Consider the following 17,891-nt stretch of genomic DNA (forward strand, 5'->3'; position numbering starts at 1 on the left):
TAATTTGAGAAGAAAGAGGATTTTTACATTGAATAAAAAATTTTTTGGAATCATTATGGCGTTTGTGGCAGGATTAGTTATATTTAGTGGACAAGTTCAAAAAGCGAATGCTGCTGAAATGAACTTTGCTGTTACTGCAAATATTCCAAACAACCAAATTGATAAGCGCCAAACGTATTTTAATTTAAAAATGAAACCGAACCAAAAGCAAGACATTACTGTCACATTAAAAAATTCGACTAACAAAGATGTTACTGTAATGGCTGAAGCAAATACAGCGATTACAAATGATAACGGAGTGGTTGAATACAGTCACGTGAAACCAAAACTTGATAAAACAATGGTAAACCCTCTATCTTCAATCATTAAGTCAGATAAAGAAGTGACAGTACCGGCTAAGAAAAGCATTGAGCATACATTCCATATCACAATGCCCGCTAAGAAATTCAATGGCGAAATTGACGGTGGCTTGTACTTCTATGAAAAAATTAACAAAGATAGTGAAAAAAAATCAAAGAGTAACGTTCAAATTAAAAACCGTTATGCCTTTGTTATTGGGACAACGTTAACTGAAACTGACGATGTTGTTAAGCCTGATATGAAATTACTTAAGATTGAGCCCGGATCAGTTAATTTCCGTAATACATTGAAGGTAAACTTACAAGATCCAACAACAACACCAATCCGTAACCTGAAAGTTGATGGAAAAGTCTATTCAAGAAATGGTGATAAAGCACTACATGCTTCAACCACTTCGAATATGACAATGGCTCCAAATACAAACTTTAATTATGGCATTTTCTGGGATAACCAACCCTTTAAGCCTGGTAAGTACCGTTTAGAAATGACGGCGACTTCTGGGGTACATAAGTGGAAATGGACAGAATATTTCACAATTGATGGCGCAACGGCAGATAAATTGAACGAAAAAGCGGTTGACTTAGAAAAAGATTACACAATGTGGTATATCCTTGCAGGAATCTTCTTGCTATTACTTCTATTGTTGCTCATCTGGTTCTTAGTTCGTCGTCGTAACAAAAAAGATAAAGAAGAAGCTGTCGCAGAAGCAAAACGACAAATTCTAGAAGAATTACAAACTGATAAAAAAGAAGATAAGTAGTCAAAATAGACGAGGTATGGTTATGAGAAAAAAACTAATGAGTGTTTTAATAATTAGTCTTTTGGGGTTATCTTTTAGTTTAGGTGCATTCGGTAATACTGCAGAAGCGGCTAGTTATACTAGTGAGGTTGGAATCGAATTCGTTGGTAAAATGCCAGAGAAAACGAAACCAACCACACCGACAACAAGACCAACAACAACGTCCCCCACGACGCCAACAACTTCACAGGTAACACCGGATGGGAAAACACCTGTCTTAAAAAATGCAGCAAAAGGTCAAACCAGTTTACCTCAGACTAGTGAAATGAAAGAATCAGGACTATCAATGATGGGCCTTGTTCTGTTGCTAGCTATGGGATTAGTTGGCTGGTTTAAAAGAAATTATGCAAAATAATTAAAATTTAATAGTTTAACTAAAAAGAGTTTTTCCTCGTAAAAATACGAGGAAAAACTCTTTTTTTATTGCGATATTTATTAAAGGTTCTATTACAACTGTTGTTGATAAATATATTACAGAGCCCTTAATTTAAGAGGTTGGGTTTTTGCTTAAATATTAAATTAGATTAACGTTATGGTTAAATCACTTTGAAGTAATGTTGAAATTATGATAGCATAAAAATGTTGTTAATGAAAAAATAGATTAAAGTAATAGCATTTAAGGGTAGTTTTATCCCACAGTATATTCACAAAATATTAAAAGGGGATAGTATGGGAAAAATATATATAGAAATATTAGCGACTATCGGGATACAAATAATACCCTTTATATTTATCATAGATGGATATATCCATAGAAATGGTATTGGCTTAAATAATGGTGATGGGTTACTTGTTTTAGGTGTTTTATTATTATTTGGAATGGGTATTATATATACTATTACGTATTTATTAGATGTAATGATTAAAAGGCATAATAAGTACTTAGTACCTAAATTTAAATACTTATTATTAATGTATTGGGTATTTCTAGATGTTATTATAGTAATTTATTTAAGTTTTAGAAATTTCTTTTAGAGTAGGAAAATCAAATTTTTCATCAACATTCGGGAAAAGGTAAATATGTTGAGGTATATAAAATAAAGGAATAGCCATATTATGCTGCGGGTTCATTTAACCCTATTTATATTCATAAAATAACATCATATTAAGGAGCTAAAAATGTTGAAACTTTTAAAAAATTCCAAAGTATTACATTCATTTTTTAATATTATATTTATTATAGAAACTTTTAGTTTATTTCTTGATACTGCATTTTCATTAGGCGGAATGGGAAGTCAACATATAGATCTATTCCTTTCAGTATCAAGTATAATCGTTCTTTTACAATTTTTTATGCTGATTGTCCAATTTAATTATTTCGATAAAATAATAATAGTAATCCTTTCAATGTTTAATATTGTATTAAACGCAATTATGTTGATCATTGAGATTAATAATGATTGTTATCTTCCTACATTAGAATCCTTCCTGGTAGCTATTTTGATTTCACTGTTCTTTATATGTAAATACTATAAATCAGGAGAAACTAAATGATTAGAAAAGTAATCAATTCAAAAATAATAGCAATCAGTTTAAATATAATATTAATGATTCTTGCAATTATAATGATTGTTCATGCTCTTTCAGGTAAATTCTATAGTGAAGATGTATTCATGTTATTAGTAGGGAACATTGAGATAATTATGATTTTATTACAGAATAAATTATGTAAATATCGTGGTATTATAATACTATCAATTTTTAATGTGATTTTAAATGTAACTCTATCAAATTTGGTTTATACAGACCCGTTAGTTTGGGCTTGTTACATTGGGTCAATTATTTCTATCTTCTTTATGATTAAATTCCCAAAAATGACTTCGTATTAAAATGGGTGATTACGGTAAAAAGAGCTAAACAGAAAATCCTATCTCTTAATTGAGGTAGGATTTATTTTTTATGAAACGTAATGGTAACGATTACAATCCAACTATATTAACGATTTTAATTTATTATTGATTGAACTAATTTTTTTCTACTATGTTGCTTATTATATTTTGTAGTGTGGTAAGAACGCCATGGCTATCTTAAGAAACATGATATATAATTAATGTAAGCGAAAACAAAAAACCTTATATCAACATATAAGGTTTTTCAAAAGAAAATATTTTAATTTTAACGATGCGCCATGAGGGAGTCGAACCCTCAGCTCAAGAACCGGAATCTTACGTGCTATCCATTACACCAACGGCGCAGTATAGTTAATAGTTTAGCTGAATTACGTAAAAAAAACAAGTAACGAAAGCGGAGGTTGAGAAATAATGGCTATTGAACAGAAATTTAAGCAACAACAAACGCAAATTCAAAAACTGGCAATGACACCAGAGCTCCAACAATCAATTAAAATGTTGCAATATAATATAGAAGATTTACAAGAATTTGTCACTGAAAAAATGATGGAAAACCCTTTGATTGAAGCTGTTGACGACAATCAGAGAATCCAAGCAGGGGAGTCTCGTTATAAAGTTAATCTAACAACAAATGGTGATACTGATTATATGAATTCAGTCAGTGATGATGAATCACAATCTTTATTGGATTATTTATTGGAACAAATTTATCTAACGATGCGTCAAACACCGCTTAGAAAGGTTGTTCTTTACTTAGTAGATTATATTGAACAGACGGGCTATTTTAATGCTAATTTGGATGATTTAGCAGAAGAATCAGGAATACCACCCATTATGTTATTAGATGCGTTAACCTTGATTCAACGCTTAGATCCGCCCGGTGTTGGTGCACGTAATTTACAAGAAAGTTTAATGTTACAGATTGATTCTGACGATTTAGCGCCTGAATTGGCATATACAGTCATAAAAGATGATTTTGATAACTTTGTCGATCGTAAATGGTCGGACATAGCAAAAAAATATCGTGTTAATCTTTCAGAAATTCAAGAAATATCAGATTTTGTTCGCACATTATCACCTAATCCAGGTGCAGGATTTGGGACAACTAGAATTGGTAAAATCTATCCAGATTTAGTTTTGAAAAAAAGTAATAATGAATTAACATTATTCAAAGTTCGCGGTGCACAGCCTGAAGTTGTTTTTCAACAAAAATATTTTGATGATATGTCAAAAGACCAAGATCCTGAAGTAATCAAATATTTAACTGAAAAGAAACGGGAATATGAATGGCTAGTTCATGGCTTGAAACAACGAGGCGATACCATTTTAAAAGTAGGACAATATATTTTGAAATATCAGGCTGACTTCTTCACTGATAAAACCAAACCAATTAAGCCATTACTTTTACGGGAAGTTGCAGCCGCTTTAGGTGTTCACGAATCAACAATTAGTCGAACCGTTAATGATAAGTACATTGAAACAGAATCTGGTGTTTATGAAATAAAATCATTCTTTGGACAAATCGCAAATAAGAACAAAAAGAATGCTGAAGAGCTATCTTCAAAAACGATTATGACAACTATGCAGACTTTGATTGAATCTGAAGATAAAACGAAACCTTTCTCTGATCAAAAAATAGTTTTACAATTAATGAAACAAAACATCGATATTTCGAGACGAACAGTTGCAAAATATCGTGAAAACCTGAACATTCCATCGTCATCAGCAAGAAAACGCTACAAGGATTAGGAACAATTATGACCTTATCTCATATATCAAACGTCAATTGCTGACATGGCAGATAGTCGTTTGAAGTGCTTGCAAAGTATGAAACAACCTGATATAATTTGTCTTGTAATAAAGGTATGAAGACACTTTGATTAATGCAGAATGTTATCGTGCTTTGTTTTTTTAGAATTAATGGGTCATAATGCGACACTGTGGGACAAATAATGCCCCATAAGAGAGCAGGTGCAGTATGCATCATGAATTAGAGTGGATCGAAGCAATTGCACCAGACATGATTAAAGTTTTAAAACAAAGATATTTTGTTTTAAGACAGATTGAATGGATGATGCCTGTTGGTCGCAGAATGTTGGCAGCAACTTTAAATCTAAGCGAACGCGTTATGAGAACCGAAACAGATTTTCTGCGTAAGCAAGAACTTATCGTCGTTGGTAAGTCAGGAATGACGCTAACGGATAGAGGTATATCAGTACTACATGGCCTTGAAAAAGTGATGGATAATTTAGTTGGTGTTCGACAGGATGAACAAGAGTTGAGTCGAATTTTAGGCATTGAACATTGTTTGATTGTATCAGGCGATTCCGATGAACAACCTAAAGTTTTAGAGTCAATGGGTAAGAGTCTAGCTGCTAAGTTAGCACTCTTATTGCCAGAAGGTAAAAATTTAATTGCGGTAATGGGTGGCACAACGATGGCTCAAGTAGCTGATCAGTTGACAACACGTCTTTCAATTAAGCGCGATTTAACTTTTTTACCAGCCAGAGGTGGTGTTGGTGAATCAGTAGATATACAAGCCAACTCGATTAGTGGTAAGATGGCATTACACACAGGCGGCAAACATAGAGCCTTGTATGTACCTGAACAACTAAGTGAGAAAACGTACGAGCCTCTTCTTGAAGAACCGAGCATTCAAGAAGTTTTGAACTTAATCAAGGAAAGCAATGCTGTAATTCACAGTATTGGAGAAGCAATGCATATGGCTAAGCGTCGTGACATGTCTAGTGGTATAATAGACATGTTGAAAGAGGACAAAGCTGTAGGTGAGGCATTCGGATATTTCTTTGATGCTCAAGGCAAGGTCGTTTATAGGATTCCTCGTATCGGTTTACAAATAGAGGATCTCACGCACATAAAATGTATTTTCGCAGTTGCAGGTGGCCATTCTAAGGCCGAAGCAATTGTGGCATACATGAAACTTGCACCTAAACAGACGTGGTTAATCACGGATGAGGGTGCCGCAAACTCGATTTTAAAAAAGTAGTGTGCAAACACGCTTTTTAAAATAAATAAATCTTCATTTCCTAAAGGAGGAAATTTAAGTATGTCAGTAAAAGTTGGTATTAACGGTTTTGGCCGTATTGGTCGTTTAGCTTTCCGTCGTATTGCTGAAGTTTCAGATAACATCGAAGTTGTAGCAATCAACGATTTAACTTCTCCATCAATGTTGGCTCATTTATTAAAATATGATACAGCCCATGGTAACTTCGACGCAGAAGTTAGCGCAACAGATAATGGTATTGTTGTTAATGGTAAGGAAATTCCTGTATATGCAGAAGCAGATGCATCAAATATTCCTTGGGTTAAAAACAATAATGTTGATATCGTATTAGAATCAACTGGTTTTTACGCATCAGAAGAAAAAGCTTCAGCTCATATTAAAGCTGGCGCAAAACGTGTATTAATCTCAGCTCCTGCTGGTAAAATGCCTACAATCGTTTACGGTGTAAATGATGACATTTTAACTTCAGATACTAAGATTGCTTCTGCTGGTTCATGTACTACTAACTGTTTAGCACCACTTGCTGGCGCTGTTAACGATGCTTTCGGTATCGAAGTTGGTACAATGACAACAGTTCATGCTTACACAGCTACACAAAAATTACAAGATGGTCCTGACCGTGGTGGAAACTTACGTGCTGCACGCGCTGCTGCAGGTAACACAATTCCTCATTCTACTGGTGCTGCTAAAGCTATCGGTATGGTAATCCCTGATCTTGTTGGTAAATTGAATGGCCATGCACAACGTGTCCCAGTTATTACTGGTTCATTGACAGAATTGGTTACAATCTTGAAATCAAAAGATCTTACAGTTGATGAAGTAAATGCTGCTATTAAAGCAAGAACTGAAAACAACGAATCATTTGGTTACAATGCTGACGAAATCGTTTCATCAGATATCATTGGTACAAGTTTTGGTTCAATCTTTGACCCAACACAAACTGAAGTAACTGGTACTGGCGCTAACCAATTGGTTAAAACTGTTGCTTGGTACGATAACGAATCTGGCTTTACAGCACAAATGATTCGTACATTAGAAAAATTTGCTAGCTTAGAAGCATAATCTAGTTAAACTTTTTTAAAACCGCATATAACTATGCTTAGGCGGAGGGACGCAATACTCCCTCTGCCTTTTTATTTAATCAAAATTACACAGGAGGCTATTATAATGGCTAAATTAATCGTTTCAGATTTAGATGTAAATGACAAAAAAGTTTTAATTCGTGTCGATTTTAATGTTCCTATTAAAAACGGTGTGATTGGTAATGATAACCGTATCGTTGCTGCATTACCAACTATCAAATATGTAACTGAAAATGGTGGTAAAGCCATTCTTCTTTCTCATCTTGGTCGTATTAAGACTGAAGAAGACAAAAAAGAATTATCATTACGTCCAGTTGCAGAACGTTTATCTAACTTATTAAACAAACCTGTTACTTTTGTTCCTGCTACACGTGGTCCTCAATTAGAAGACGCAATTGCAGCAATGAAAGACGGCGATGTTTTAGTAATGGAAAACACACGTTTTGAAGATTTAGATGGTAAAAAAGAAAGCAAAAACGATCCTGAATTAGGTAAATACTGGGCTTCACTTGGCGACTTGTTTGTCAATGATGCTTTCGGTACAGCTCATCGTGCACATGCTTCTAACGTTGGAATCTCAAGCAACATGGAACAAGCTGCTGCTGGATTCTTAATGGAAAAAGAAATCAAATTCTTAGGTGAAGCTGTTGACGAACCAAAACGTCCATTTGTTGCTATCTTAGGTGGCGCAAAAGTTTCAGATAAGATTGGTGTTATTTCTCATTTACTTAAAAAAGCTGACAAAGTTATCGTTGGTGGTGGTATGACTTATACTTTCTACGCTGCTAAAGGTATGAAGATTGGTTCATCATTAGTTGAAACAGACAAAATTGATTTAGCTAAACAAATCATTGAAGAAGCTGGCGACAAATTAGTATTACCAGTTGATTCAATCGTTGCTGAAAAATTTGATAACGATGTTGAACACAAAACTGTTGATGGTGACATTCCTGACGGTTACATGGCATTGGATATCGGACCTAAATCTGTTGCAGAATTTAAAGATGTTTTAAAAGATGCTAAAACAGTTGTATGGAACGGACCAATGGGTGTATTCGAAATGAGCAACTATGCTAACGGAACACTTGAAATCGGTAAATTCTTGGGTACTTTATCAGAAGCTACAACAATCGTTGGTGGTGGTGATTCAACTGCTGCTGTTCAACAATTAGGTGTTGCTGATCAATTAACTCATATTTCTACTGGTGGTGGCGCTTCACTTGAATACCTTGAAGGTAAAACTTTACCAGGTATTGCTGCTATTACAACAAAATAATTTTTAATTAAATTGTCGTAAGAAACCGTCTATTAACGAAAGGAAGTTATTATTTTGCGTAAACCAATTATTGCTGGTAACTGGAAAATGAACAAAGGCCCTAAAGAAACTGCTGAATTCGTAGCAGGTCTTAAAGGTAAATTACCAAAGTTTGACGATGTTGAATCTGTTATTGCTGCTCCTGCAGTAGATTTACAAACATTACTTGATGCTGCTAAAGGTACTGACTTAAAAGTTGCTGCTGAAAATGCATACTTTGAAGATGAAGGTGCTTTTACTGGTGAAACTTCACCAAAAGTTCTTTCTGAAATGGGTGTTGACTATGTTGTTATTGGTCATTCAGAACGTCGCGAATACTTCGGCGAAAATGATGACGATATTAACAAAAAAGCACATGCTGTTTTCAATAATGGTATGGTTCCTATTATCTGCTGTGGTGAAACGTTAGAACAACGTCAAGCCGGCGAAGCAGAATCATGGGTTGCTGGACAAGTTTCTGCTGCATTAAGAGGCTTATCTGTTGAACAAGTTAATCTTGCAGTTATTGCATACGAACCAATCTGGGCTATCGGTACTGGTGAAACAGCTACTTCTGACCAAGCACAAGAAATCTGTGCAGTAATTCGTAAAACAGTTGCTGATTTGTATGACCAAACAGTTGCTGATAAAGTTCGTATCCAATACGGTGGTTCAGTTAAACCTGGTAACGTCGTAGAATTAATGGGTAAAGACGATATTGATGGTGGTTTAGTTGGTGGCGCAAGTATGGAAACTGCTTCATACTTAGACCTTGTTAACTTCAAAGCATAATTCGTATTTTAGCTGTTAAAAAGATTGAAAATGAATCAATAAACTATTAAAATAATGGTAAGGGTGTTATTGTATCCCCGCCAAAAAACGTTTTTAAAGGAGAGTACAAATTTATGTCAATGATTACAGATATTTATGCACGCGAAGTTCTAGATTCACGCGGTAACCCAACTGTTGAAGTTGAAGTTTACACAGAAGACGGCGCAATGGGCCGCGGAATTGTTCCTTCAGGTGCTTCAACTGGTGAACATGAAGCCGTTGAATTACGTGATGGCGACAAATCTCGTTACATGGGCTTAGGCGTTACTAAAGCTGTTGACAACGTAAACAACATTATCGTTAAAGAAATTGTTGGATATGATGTTACTGATCAAGTTGGTATTGATAAAGCTATGATCGCATTAGATGGTACACCAAACAAAGGTAAATTGGGCGCTAACGCTATTTTAGGTGTTTCAATTGCTGCTGCTCGTGCTGCTGCTGATGAATTAGAAGTTCCTTTATACAGTTACTTAGGCGGATTTAACGCACATGTCCTTCCAACTCCTATGATGAACGTTATCAATGGTGGATCACATGCTAACAACAGTGTTGATTTCCAAGAATTCATGATCATGCCTGTTGGCGCACCTTCTATCAAAGAAGCTGTACGTATGGGTTCAGAAACATTCCATAACTTACAAAAGATTTTAGCTGAAAAAGGCTACTCTACTGCTGTTGGTGATGAAGGTGGTTTCGCTCCTGATCTTAAGAACAATGAAGAACCATTTGAAATCTTAATCGAAGCAATCGAACGTGCCGGTTACAAACCTGGTAAAGATATTGCTATCGCATTTGATGCTGCTTCATCAGAATTCTACAATGCTGAAACTGGCAAATATAGATTACAATATGAAGGCGAAAATGGCCAAGATTATACTTCTGAAGAAATGGTTGAATTCCTTGAAGCAATCGTTGACAAATACCCAGTTATCTCAATTGAAGATGGCTTGGATGAAAACGATTGGGAAGGCTGGAAGATGATGACAGCTAAATTGGGCAACAAAGTTCAATTAGTTGGGGATGATTTATTTGTTACAAACACTGACTACCTTAAAAAAGGTATCGAAATGGGCGTTTCAAACTCAATCCTTATCAAAGTTAACCAAATCGGTACACTTACAGAAACAATGGAAGCTATCGAAATGGCTAAAGAAGCTGGTTATACAGCTATCGTTTCTCATCGTTCAGGTGAAACTGAAGATACAACTATCGCTGACTTAGTTGTTGCAACTAATGCTGGCCAAATCAAGACTGGTTCATTGAGCCGTGTTGATCGTATCGCTAAGTACAACCAATTAATGAGAATTGAAGATAACTTAGAAGAAACATCAGAATACAAAGGTATCCACTCATTCTACAACTTGAGTTCAGATGCTCGCGATACAATCGTTAACAAATAATTCTTTATGAATTAAGCGTTTCTGATTGAAAGAAGGTCCTACCTAATTTGATTTTAGGTGGGACCTTTTTTGTATTATAATAGGACGCACTATATTGAAAGGTAAAACTTATTGTTGTATAATTTAGATGTTGGAAATTATAGTTAGGAATGTGAGCGTGTATGAAAAAATCAGAGCGTATTACAATACAAGATGATCTAACATCAAAAGTTTATGATCTTATTTTAAACGAAGAAACGACAAATGAGGAACGTCTCTTATTAGTTGATTTTAAAAATAAAGTTGAGCGTGGGCAGTACTTCGAGAAGGCAGTCGCTGATTTAGCGGAGTCGTTGCGCTTATTGGCTGTAAGTAATTTAAAAAATAAAATAAAGTTAAGTGCTGACGTTGGTCGATTTTATATGGAAATTTCGACAACCGGTTTATTTAAAAAAAATTTAGGCTGGGGACTTATAGCTATGAGTATGATTTATCATCCTTAAGTGATCATTAGATTATGCTAGTTTTTAAGAAGAGTTATTCAATAGTTGAATAATTCTTTTTTTGTTACTAATGAGTTCAGCAAATAATTGGATTTTAGCATATACTAATAGAATGAAGAGGTGTGTATGGTTTTATGACAAAACAAGGTATCAAAGAGCGATTGAATTTAACTAATCTCATATTTATTTTAAGAGGGCTATTAATTGGGCTCGTTACAGGTATCGTTGTAAGTCTATTTAGGTTAGCTATTATTTATGTGCTTAAAGTCTTTATCTATTTTTACCAGGCAATTAATCAGAATATGTGGTTACTGTTTCCAATGATTCTTTTGAGTCTAGCTATGGTACTAGGTATTGGAACACTAATGAAGCAAGAGCCAAATATTATGGGATCCGGTATTCCGCAAGTAGAGGGCCAGCTTGCTGGTAATCTTGAAATGCGTTGGTGGTCAGTTTTATGGCGAAAATTTATCGGTGGTGTTTTAGGCATTGGATCAGGGCTATTCCTCGGCCGTGAAGGCCCATCTATTCAACTAGGTGCAGCAGTCGGACAAGGATTCGCAGAGATGACTAAACATACTGAATCGGAACGCCGCATTCTGATTGCAGGTGGTGGCGCTGCAGGTCTATCCGCAGCTTTTAATGCACCAATTGCGAGTACGCTTTTTATATTAGAGGAAGTGTATCATAATTTTTCACCGTTGATTTGGACAACAGCATTAGCTAGTTCAATTTCAGCCAATTATATTTCATTGCATTTTTTCGGTCTAAAACCGGCGCTACAAATGATGGATATTCAGACCTTATCATTGTTACAATACTGGCATTTGATTGCTTTAGGGCTTATTTTGGGCCTCCTAGGCTATCTGTATCAAAACGTATTACTTAAATCGACTGATTTATATAATATTCTACATAAAATTCCGATTTTTTATCGCTCAATTGTCCCTTTTATTTTAGTTATTCCGATTGGATTATACTTACCACAAACTTTAGGTGGCGGTAATGAGATTATTTTAAGTCTAGTTCAAAGTAAATCATTGACCGTTTTATTGGGACTCTTTCTTTTAAGATTTATCTTTTCAATGATATCCTATGGTTCTGGATTACCAGGTGGTATTTTTCTGCCTATTCTAACATTAGGCGCTATTATTGGCGCTGGGTATGCAACTGTTATGATAATGTTAGGGTTGTTACCAGCTAAATATATAACTGATTTTATTATTTTTGGAATGGCCGGGTACTTTGCTGGAATTGGTAAAGCACCTTTTACAGCTATTTTATTAGTTACGGAAATGGTGGGTAGTTTACATCACTTAATGCCACTAGCCATTATTTCATTAGTTTCATTTTTAGTTATTGATATTTTAGGCGGCGCACCTATCTACGATTCTTTACTTAAAAAATTAATTGGTCAAAATGAAATTGATTTGGGCGGTAAAAAGGACCGACTTGAGACGCCTATTTTTGCTGGATCAAATTTAGAAAATAAAAAAGTTTCAGAAGTAGTTTGGCCTGAAAATAGCTTATTAATCACGGTTAGACGTGGTGAAAAGCAATTAATTCCACATGGTGTGACGGTTTTAAAAGCAGGAGATACATTAGTTCTTTTGACTGAGCACCAAAATCGACCTAAACTTAAGACAGAAATGGATACATTATCCGGATTTGAATCACTTTAATAAAATAATAACGGTGGAAAATTAATGCAAACTGTGCTAAATTAGTATAGATATAGATTACGTAATTGGGTTAAGGAGGTAAATGATTTGACTAACATACTAACAATTTTAATTATCATCGTTTCAGTCTTAATGATTATCGCTGTTATGATGCAACCTGCAAAAACAAATAACGCTTCAGGTGCTTTATCTGGTGGCGGTGGTGGTGCTGACGATTTATTTAGCAAACAAAAACCACGTGGATTCGAAGCATTTATGCAAAAAGTAACCTTTGTCTTGGGCGTTTTATTTTTCTGTCTAGCTCTAGGACTTGTCTATTTGGCCTCAAAATAATAATAAAGAAAGCCTCCTGTGCAAACAATTGTTGCAGCAGGAGGCTTTTATTTAGAAATAAAATAAAATTAATAATAAATAAATGTAACGCAAATACGAATATGAAAACGAGGTATACATGGATAAAAAGATGCAAGAACTTATATTAAAAGAACTAAAAATTAAAGAAAATGAATCTTTCAGTGTTGAAGAATTAACAGCTGCCCTTAAATTAGAAGGCCAGGATGCGTTCAAAGAACTTGTTAAAACACTTGCTGAAATGGAACGTAAACGTGAAGTGAAAATTACATCAGAAGGCAAATTTCAAATTGCACTTCAAACACCACAATTAGTGGGTATTTTTCATGCAAATGATCGTGGATTTGGATTCGTTACGATTGATCCAGAACAACCTGATGTTTTCGTTAATCCAACACAAACAATGTCTGCCTTAAATGGTGATAGTGTTGAGATTGAGATTACAAGTGCTGCTAAACCTGGGGATGACCGTGGTCCTGAAGGTAAAGTTAATAAAATTGTTGAACATAATGTAACATCAATTGTTGGTGAATTTGAAGTTGAACCATCTGACCTTGAAAATTCAGGAATAATTGGCCATTTAGTTGTTAAAAACAAGAAATTACAACGTTATAACTTATTGGTAACAGGGGTTGGTTTACATCCAGTTGCCGGAGAAGTTATTACAGCTGATATTACTGCTTACCCAACAAGTGAAAAACCATTAGTTATTGAAACATTGGTTAAAGAAGTTGTGGGTAACAAAGACGATCCAGGTATGGATATTTTACAAGTTGTTTATCAACATGATATTCCTAGTGAATTTCCTGAAGATGTTATGGCTCAAGCTGAAGCAACTCCAGAAGTTGTGCTACCAGAAGAAAAAATTGGCCGTGTTGATTTAACGGACCAAACATTGGTAACAATTGATAGTATTGATTCTAAGGATTTAGATGATGCTGTTACTGCCTGGAAACTTGATAACGGGAACTACCATTTAGGTGTGCATATTGCTGATGTTTCGCATTATGTCCAACCAGGCACACCACTTGATCGTGAAGCATACGAACGTGGAACGAGTGTTTATTTAACTGACCGTGTTATTCCAATGTTGCCTCACAAATTATCAAATGGTATTTGTTCATTGAATCCAAAAGTTGAACGCCTTGCTATGAGTTGTGAAATGGAAATTACACCAGAAGGTTATGTTGTTAACCACAAAATCTTCCAAAGTGTGATTAAAACGACAGAACGTATGACTTACAAAGCCATTAACAAGATTCTTGAATCAGATGATGCAAAGACGAAAGCTAAATATGAAGAATTGGTCCCAATGTTTGAAACAATGGGCGAATTACACAAAATTCTTGAAAAAATGCGTAAAAAACGTGGTGCAATTAGTTTTGATGATAATGAATCTAAGATTATCGTTGATGAAGCGGGTCACCCAATTGATATTCAAATTAGAACTCGTGGAACAAGTGAACGTTTAGTTGAATCATTTATGTTAGCTGCAAATGAAACTGTTGCAGCTCATTACGATAAATTAAAAGTACCTTTTGTTTACCGTGTGCATGAAACACCTAAGAATGAAAAAGTAATGCGTTTCTTCGAAACTTTAACCAGTTTTGGTATCGTTGTTAAAGGTGATAGTAAGAATGTAACACCTAAAATGTTACAAGGTGTTTTAAAAGAAGTAGCTGGTAAACCTGAAGAATCAATGGTTTCTGTTATGTTACTTAGAAGTATGCAACAAGCTAAATATACTGATGAATCATTAGGTCACTTTGGTTTAGCTGCTACTGATTATACGCATTTTACGTCACCAATTAGACGTTACCCTGATTTGATGGTTCATCGTTTAATTCGTTTCTACGAAGAAAATGGTATTGGGGACACTCAAAAAGAAAAATATGCTGAACAATTACCTGAACTTACAACACATACATCACAAATGGAACGTCGCGCAATTGATGCCGAACGTGATACTGACGCAATGAAAAAAGCTGAATACATGGCTGATCATGTTGGTGAAACCTTTGAAGGTGTTGTTAGCTCAGTTATGAAGTTTGGTGTCTTCGTTTCATTACCAAATACTGTTGAAGGTCTTGTTCATATTAGTAATATGAAGGATGACTATTATGAATATTTAGATATGCATATGGCATTAGTAGGTAAGAGAACCAAGAGAACTTTCAGAATTGGTCAACCAATCGAAGTAAAAGTTGCTAAAGTTGATATTGAGCAAAGTGCGATTGATTTTGAAATTGTTAATCCACAAAACACACCAACTTCTGATTTACGAGGTAAAGGTGGAAACTTCAAACGTCCAGGTAATGGTCGTCCAGGAGACAAGAAACCTTATAACCGTAATGGTAAACCAGCTGCTGGAAATAGTAATGGAAAGAAACCATTCTACAAATCAGCTAATAAAAACACAGCACCAAGAAAAAATAATACACGTCAAAAATAATATCGGGGGGATTAAGATTGCGAAAAGAAAAGTCATCTTTTGATAAACCCTTAGCCCAGAATAAAAAAGCAAGACACAGTTATAACATTGAAGATACGGTTGAGGCTGGTGTCGTTTTAACAGGTACTGAGATTAAATCCGTTCGAAATAGTCGTATTAATCTAAAAGATGGATTTGCGCAAATTAGAAATGGTGAAGCTTGGCTGATGAATGTTCATATTTCAACGTATGATCAAGGAAATCAATTCAATCATGATCCACTTCGAAATCGTAAATTATTATTGCATAGAAAACAAATAGCTCAATTTGATGAAGCAACTAAAAATAAGGGTGTTACAATTGTCCCTTTGAAAGTGTACATTAAAAACGGCTTTGCAAAAGTACTAATCGGTGTTGCAAAAGGGAAGAATGATTACGATAAACGTGAAACAATTAAACGTCGAGATCAGGAACGCCAAATTCAACGCGTACTTAAAAATTACTAATAAAAAAGGAAGCAACCAATTTTGAAATTGGTTGCTTCCTTTTTAGTTATTAAGCTTGTTTGTAAAGACCAGCAATTTGATCTTGAACATCTTTATTTTCTAAGAATTCATCATAAGTAGTATCTGCTCGATCAACAAGACCGTTTGGTGTTACTTCGATGATACGGTTAGCGATTGTTTGAATGAACTCACGATCATGAGAGCCGAATAATAGAGCACTCTTATAATTTGAAAGACCTTCATTCAATGAAGTAATTGATTCCAAATCTAAATGGTTAGTAGGATCATCAAGTAAAAGAACGTTGTTTCTTGTTAACATCATTTTTGATAACATACAACGAACTTTTTCTCCACCGGATAAGACGCCAACTTCTTTATCGACTTCTTCACCAGAAAATAACATACGACCTAAGAATCCACGCAAGAAAGTGTTATCACTTTCTGCTTTAGAAGCAAATTGACGTAACCAATCGATAATTGTTAAATGTTCATCAGCGAATTGGTCGTTATTATCTTTAGCAAGGTAAGCTTGTGATGTTGTTACACCCCATTGAACTGTACCTGTATCTGGTTCTAATTCACCAGAAAGAATTCTAATTAATGTTGTAACAGCAATATCAGTTTCACTTGTAAAGGCTGTTTTATCATCTTTGCCTAAACTAAATGAGATATTATCTAAAACTTTTACGCCATCAATTGTTTTTGAAACGCCACTAACTGATAATAAATCATTACCAATTTCACGGTCGATTTCAAAGTTAATGAATGGGTAGCGACGTGATGAAGGTTGAATATCATCAAGTGTGATTTTTTCAAGCATTTTCTTACGAGAAGTTGCTTGTTTAGATTTAGAAGCGTTAGCACTGAATCGTGCAACGAAATCTTGTAATTCTTTGATTTTAGCTTCTTTTTTATCGTTAGAATCATTTGCAAGTTTTGAAGCTAAGGCACTTGATTCCATCCAGAAGTCGTAATTACCAACGAATAATTTGATTTTACCAAAATCAACATCACACATGTGGGTGCAGACATTATTTAAGAAATGTCTATCATGAGAAACAACAATAACGGTATTTGAGAAGTTAATTAAGAAATCTTCTAACCAGTTAATTGATTTGATGTCTAACCCATTAGTAGGTTCATCAAGTAAGAGAACATCAGGATTACCAAAAAGTGCTTGTGCAAGCAAAATCTTAACTTTTTGACTTTCTGTTAGTTCGCTCATCTTTTTATTTTGCATATCTTCAGCGAAGCCTAAGCCTTGTAAAAGAGTTGAAGCTTCTGATTCAGCTTCCCAACCATTCATTTCAGCAAAGTCAGATTCTAGTTCAGCAACTTTGATACCATCTTCATCAGAAAAATCAGCTTTTGCATAAATAGCATCTTTTGCTTCCATAACAGCATAGAGTTCTTTGTAACCCATAATGACTGTTTCAAGAACAGTATATTCTTCGAAGCCATAATGATTTTGTTGTAGCATTGTCATACGTTCATTTGGATCTAATGAAATTTTACCTGTACTTGGTGTTATTTCACCAGATAAAATCTTTAAAAATGTTGATTTACCAGCGCCATTAGCACCGATTAGTCCGTAACAATTACCAGGCGTGAATTTTAAATTAACGTCATCGTATAACTTACGGTCTGAAAAACTTAAACTTACATTACTTACAGTTATCATTTAATACCCTCACTATTCGTTTGTATAATCTACATATCATAGCATATTTCAGGCTCAAAATGAAACGGTTTTGAAAATGAACTCAAATAAAATGATTATTTCTGAAAATGAGGG

16 protein-coding genes and 1 tRNA gene are annotated in these 17,891 nt (G+C 34.7%); 15 read left to right on the forward strand and 2 right to left on the reverse strand.

Features of this window, described 5'->3' with window-relative positions:
- Positions 1–28: 28 nt before the first annotated feature.
- From AC1RPG_RS04875 to AC1RPG_RS04890, 4 genes are all read left to right on the forward strand, one after another.
- Positions 29–1,120 carry a WxLIP family cell surface protein gene (locus AC1RPG_RS04875; RefSeq protein ID WP_481761452.1) on the forward strand — a complete coding sequence of 364 codons (1,092 nt, stop codon included), beginning with the start codon at positions 29–31 and terminating at the stop codon, positions 1,118–1,120.
- A gap of 22 nt (positions 1,121–1,142) precedes the next feature.
- Positions 1,143–1,514: an LPXTG cell wall anchor domain-containing protein gene (locus tag AC1RPG_RS04880; RefSeq protein ID WP_481761451.1), complete on the forward strand. Its 372-nt coding sequence runs from the start codon at positions 1,143–1,145 to the stop codon at positions 1,512–1,514.
- A gap of 314 nt (positions 1,515–1,828) precedes the next feature.
- Positions 1,829–2,134 carry a hypothetical protein gene (locus AC1RPG_RS04885; protein WP_481761450.1) on the forward strand — a complete coding sequence of 102 codons (306 nt, stop codon included), beginning with the start codon at positions 1,829–1,831 and terminating at the stop codon, positions 2,132–2,134.
- 515 nt (positions 2,135–2,649) lie between these two features.
- Positions 2,650–2,988: a hypothetical protein gene (locus AC1RPG_RS04890; RefSeq protein ID WP_481761449.1), complete on the forward strand. Its 339-nt coding sequence runs from the start codon at positions 2,650–2,652 to the stop codon at positions 2,986–2,988.
- A 293-nt stretch (positions 2,989–3,281) separates the two neighbouring features.
- On the opposite strand, the gene AC1RPG_RS04895 is transcribed toward AC1RPG_RS04890, so the two are convergent.
- A tRNA-Arg gene (locus tag AC1RPG_RS04895) sits at positions 3,282–3,353 on the reverse strand.
- Positions 3,354–3,420: 67 nt separating this feature from the next.
- Between AC1RPG_RS04895 and rpoN the strand changes: the two genes are divergently transcribed.
- The 11 genes from rpoN to smpB all read left to right on the forward strand — a co-directional run bounded on the left by rpoN (position 3,421) and on the right by smpB (position 16,096).
- On the forward strand, positions 3,421–4,758 hold the full coding sequence (gene rpoN / locus AC1RPG_RS04900) for an RNA polymerase factor sigma-54 (protein ID WP_481761448.1): 1,338 nt from the start codon (positions 3,421–3,423) through the stop codon (positions 4,756–4,758).
- A gap of 229 nt (positions 4,759–4,987) precedes the next feature.
- Complete coding sequence (locus AC1RPG_RS04905; protein ID WP_481761447.1) at positions 4,988–6,016, forward strand: sugar-binding transcriptional regulator; 1,029 nt, start codon at positions 4,988–4,990, stop codon at positions 6,014–6,016.
- Between the two features lie 60 nt (positions 6,017–6,076).
- Positions 6,077–7,096 (forward strand): type I glyceraldehyde-3-phosphate dehydrogenase, encoded by a 1,020-nt coding sequence (gap, locus tag AC1RPG_RS04910; RefSeq protein ID WP_409022216.1) that lies wholly within the window; start codon positions 6,077–6,079, stop codon positions 7,094–7,096.
- Between the two features lie 105 nt (positions 7,097–7,201).
- Complete coding sequence (locus AC1RPG_RS04915) at positions 7,202–8,392, forward strand: phosphoglycerate kinase (RefSeq protein WP_409022217.1); 1,191 nt, start codon at positions 7,202–7,204, stop codon at positions 8,390–8,392.
- A 54-nt stretch (positions 8,393–8,446) separates the two neighbouring features.
- Positions 8,447–9,202, forward strand: a complete 756-nt coding sequence (gene tpiA / locus AC1RPG_RS04920; protein WP_481761446.1) for a triose-phosphate isomerase — start codon at positions 8,447–8,449, stop codon at positions 9,200–9,202.
- Between the two features lie 113 nt (positions 9,203–9,315).
- Entirely contained in the window at positions 9,316–10,644 is a 1,329-nt protein-coding gene (eno, locus tag AC1RPG_RS04925) for a phosphopyruvate hydratase (RefSeq protein WP_481761445.1), read from the forward strand.
- A gap of 161 nt (positions 10,645–10,805) precedes the next feature.
- Positions 10,806–11,126: a bacteriocin immunity family protein gene (locus AC1RPG_RS04930; RefSeq protein ID WP_481761444.1), complete on the forward strand. Its 321-nt coding sequence runs from the start codon at positions 10,806–10,808 to the stop codon at positions 11,124–11,126.
- Between the two features lie 134 nt (positions 11,127–11,260).
- Positions 11,261–12,808, forward strand: coding sequence for a ClC family H(+)/Cl(-) exchange transporter (locus AC1RPG_RS04935; protein ID WP_481761443.1), 1,548 nt, complete (start codon positions 11,261–11,263; stop codon positions 12,806–12,808).
- A gap of 87 nt (positions 12,809–12,895) precedes the next feature.
- Positions 12,896–13,141 carry a preprotein translocase subunit SecG gene (gene secG / locus AC1RPG_RS04940; RefSeq protein WP_409022224.1) on the forward strand — a complete coding sequence of 82 codons (246 nt, stop codon included), beginning with the start codon at positions 12,896–12,898 and terminating at the stop codon, positions 13,139–13,141.
- Positions 13,142–13,259: 118 nt separating this feature from the next.
- On the forward strand, positions 13,260–15,611 hold the full coding sequence (rnr, locus tag AC1RPG_RS04945) for a ribonuclease R (protein ID WP_481761442.1): 2,352 nt from the start codon (positions 13,260–13,262) through the stop codon (positions 15,609–15,611).
- A 17-nt stretch (positions 15,612–15,628) separates the two neighbouring features.
- Positions 15,629–16,096, forward strand: coding sequence for an SsrA-binding protein SmpB (gene smpB, locus AC1RPG_RS04950; RefSeq protein WP_481761441.1), 468 nt, complete (start codon positions 15,629–15,631; stop codon positions 16,094–16,096).
- Between the two features lie 49 nt (positions 16,097–16,145).
- On the opposite strand, the gene AC1RPG_RS04955 is transcribed toward smpB, so the two are convergent.
- Entirely contained in the window at positions 16,146–17,777 is a 1,632-nt protein-coding gene (locus tag AC1RPG_RS04955; protein WP_409022227.1) for an ABC-F family ATP-binding cassette domain-containing protein, read from the reverse strand.
- Between the last annotated feature and the right edge of the window lie 114 nt (positions 17,778–17,891).

Source organism: Dellaglioa sp. CoH-57-MRSF-18, assembly GCF_056781995.1.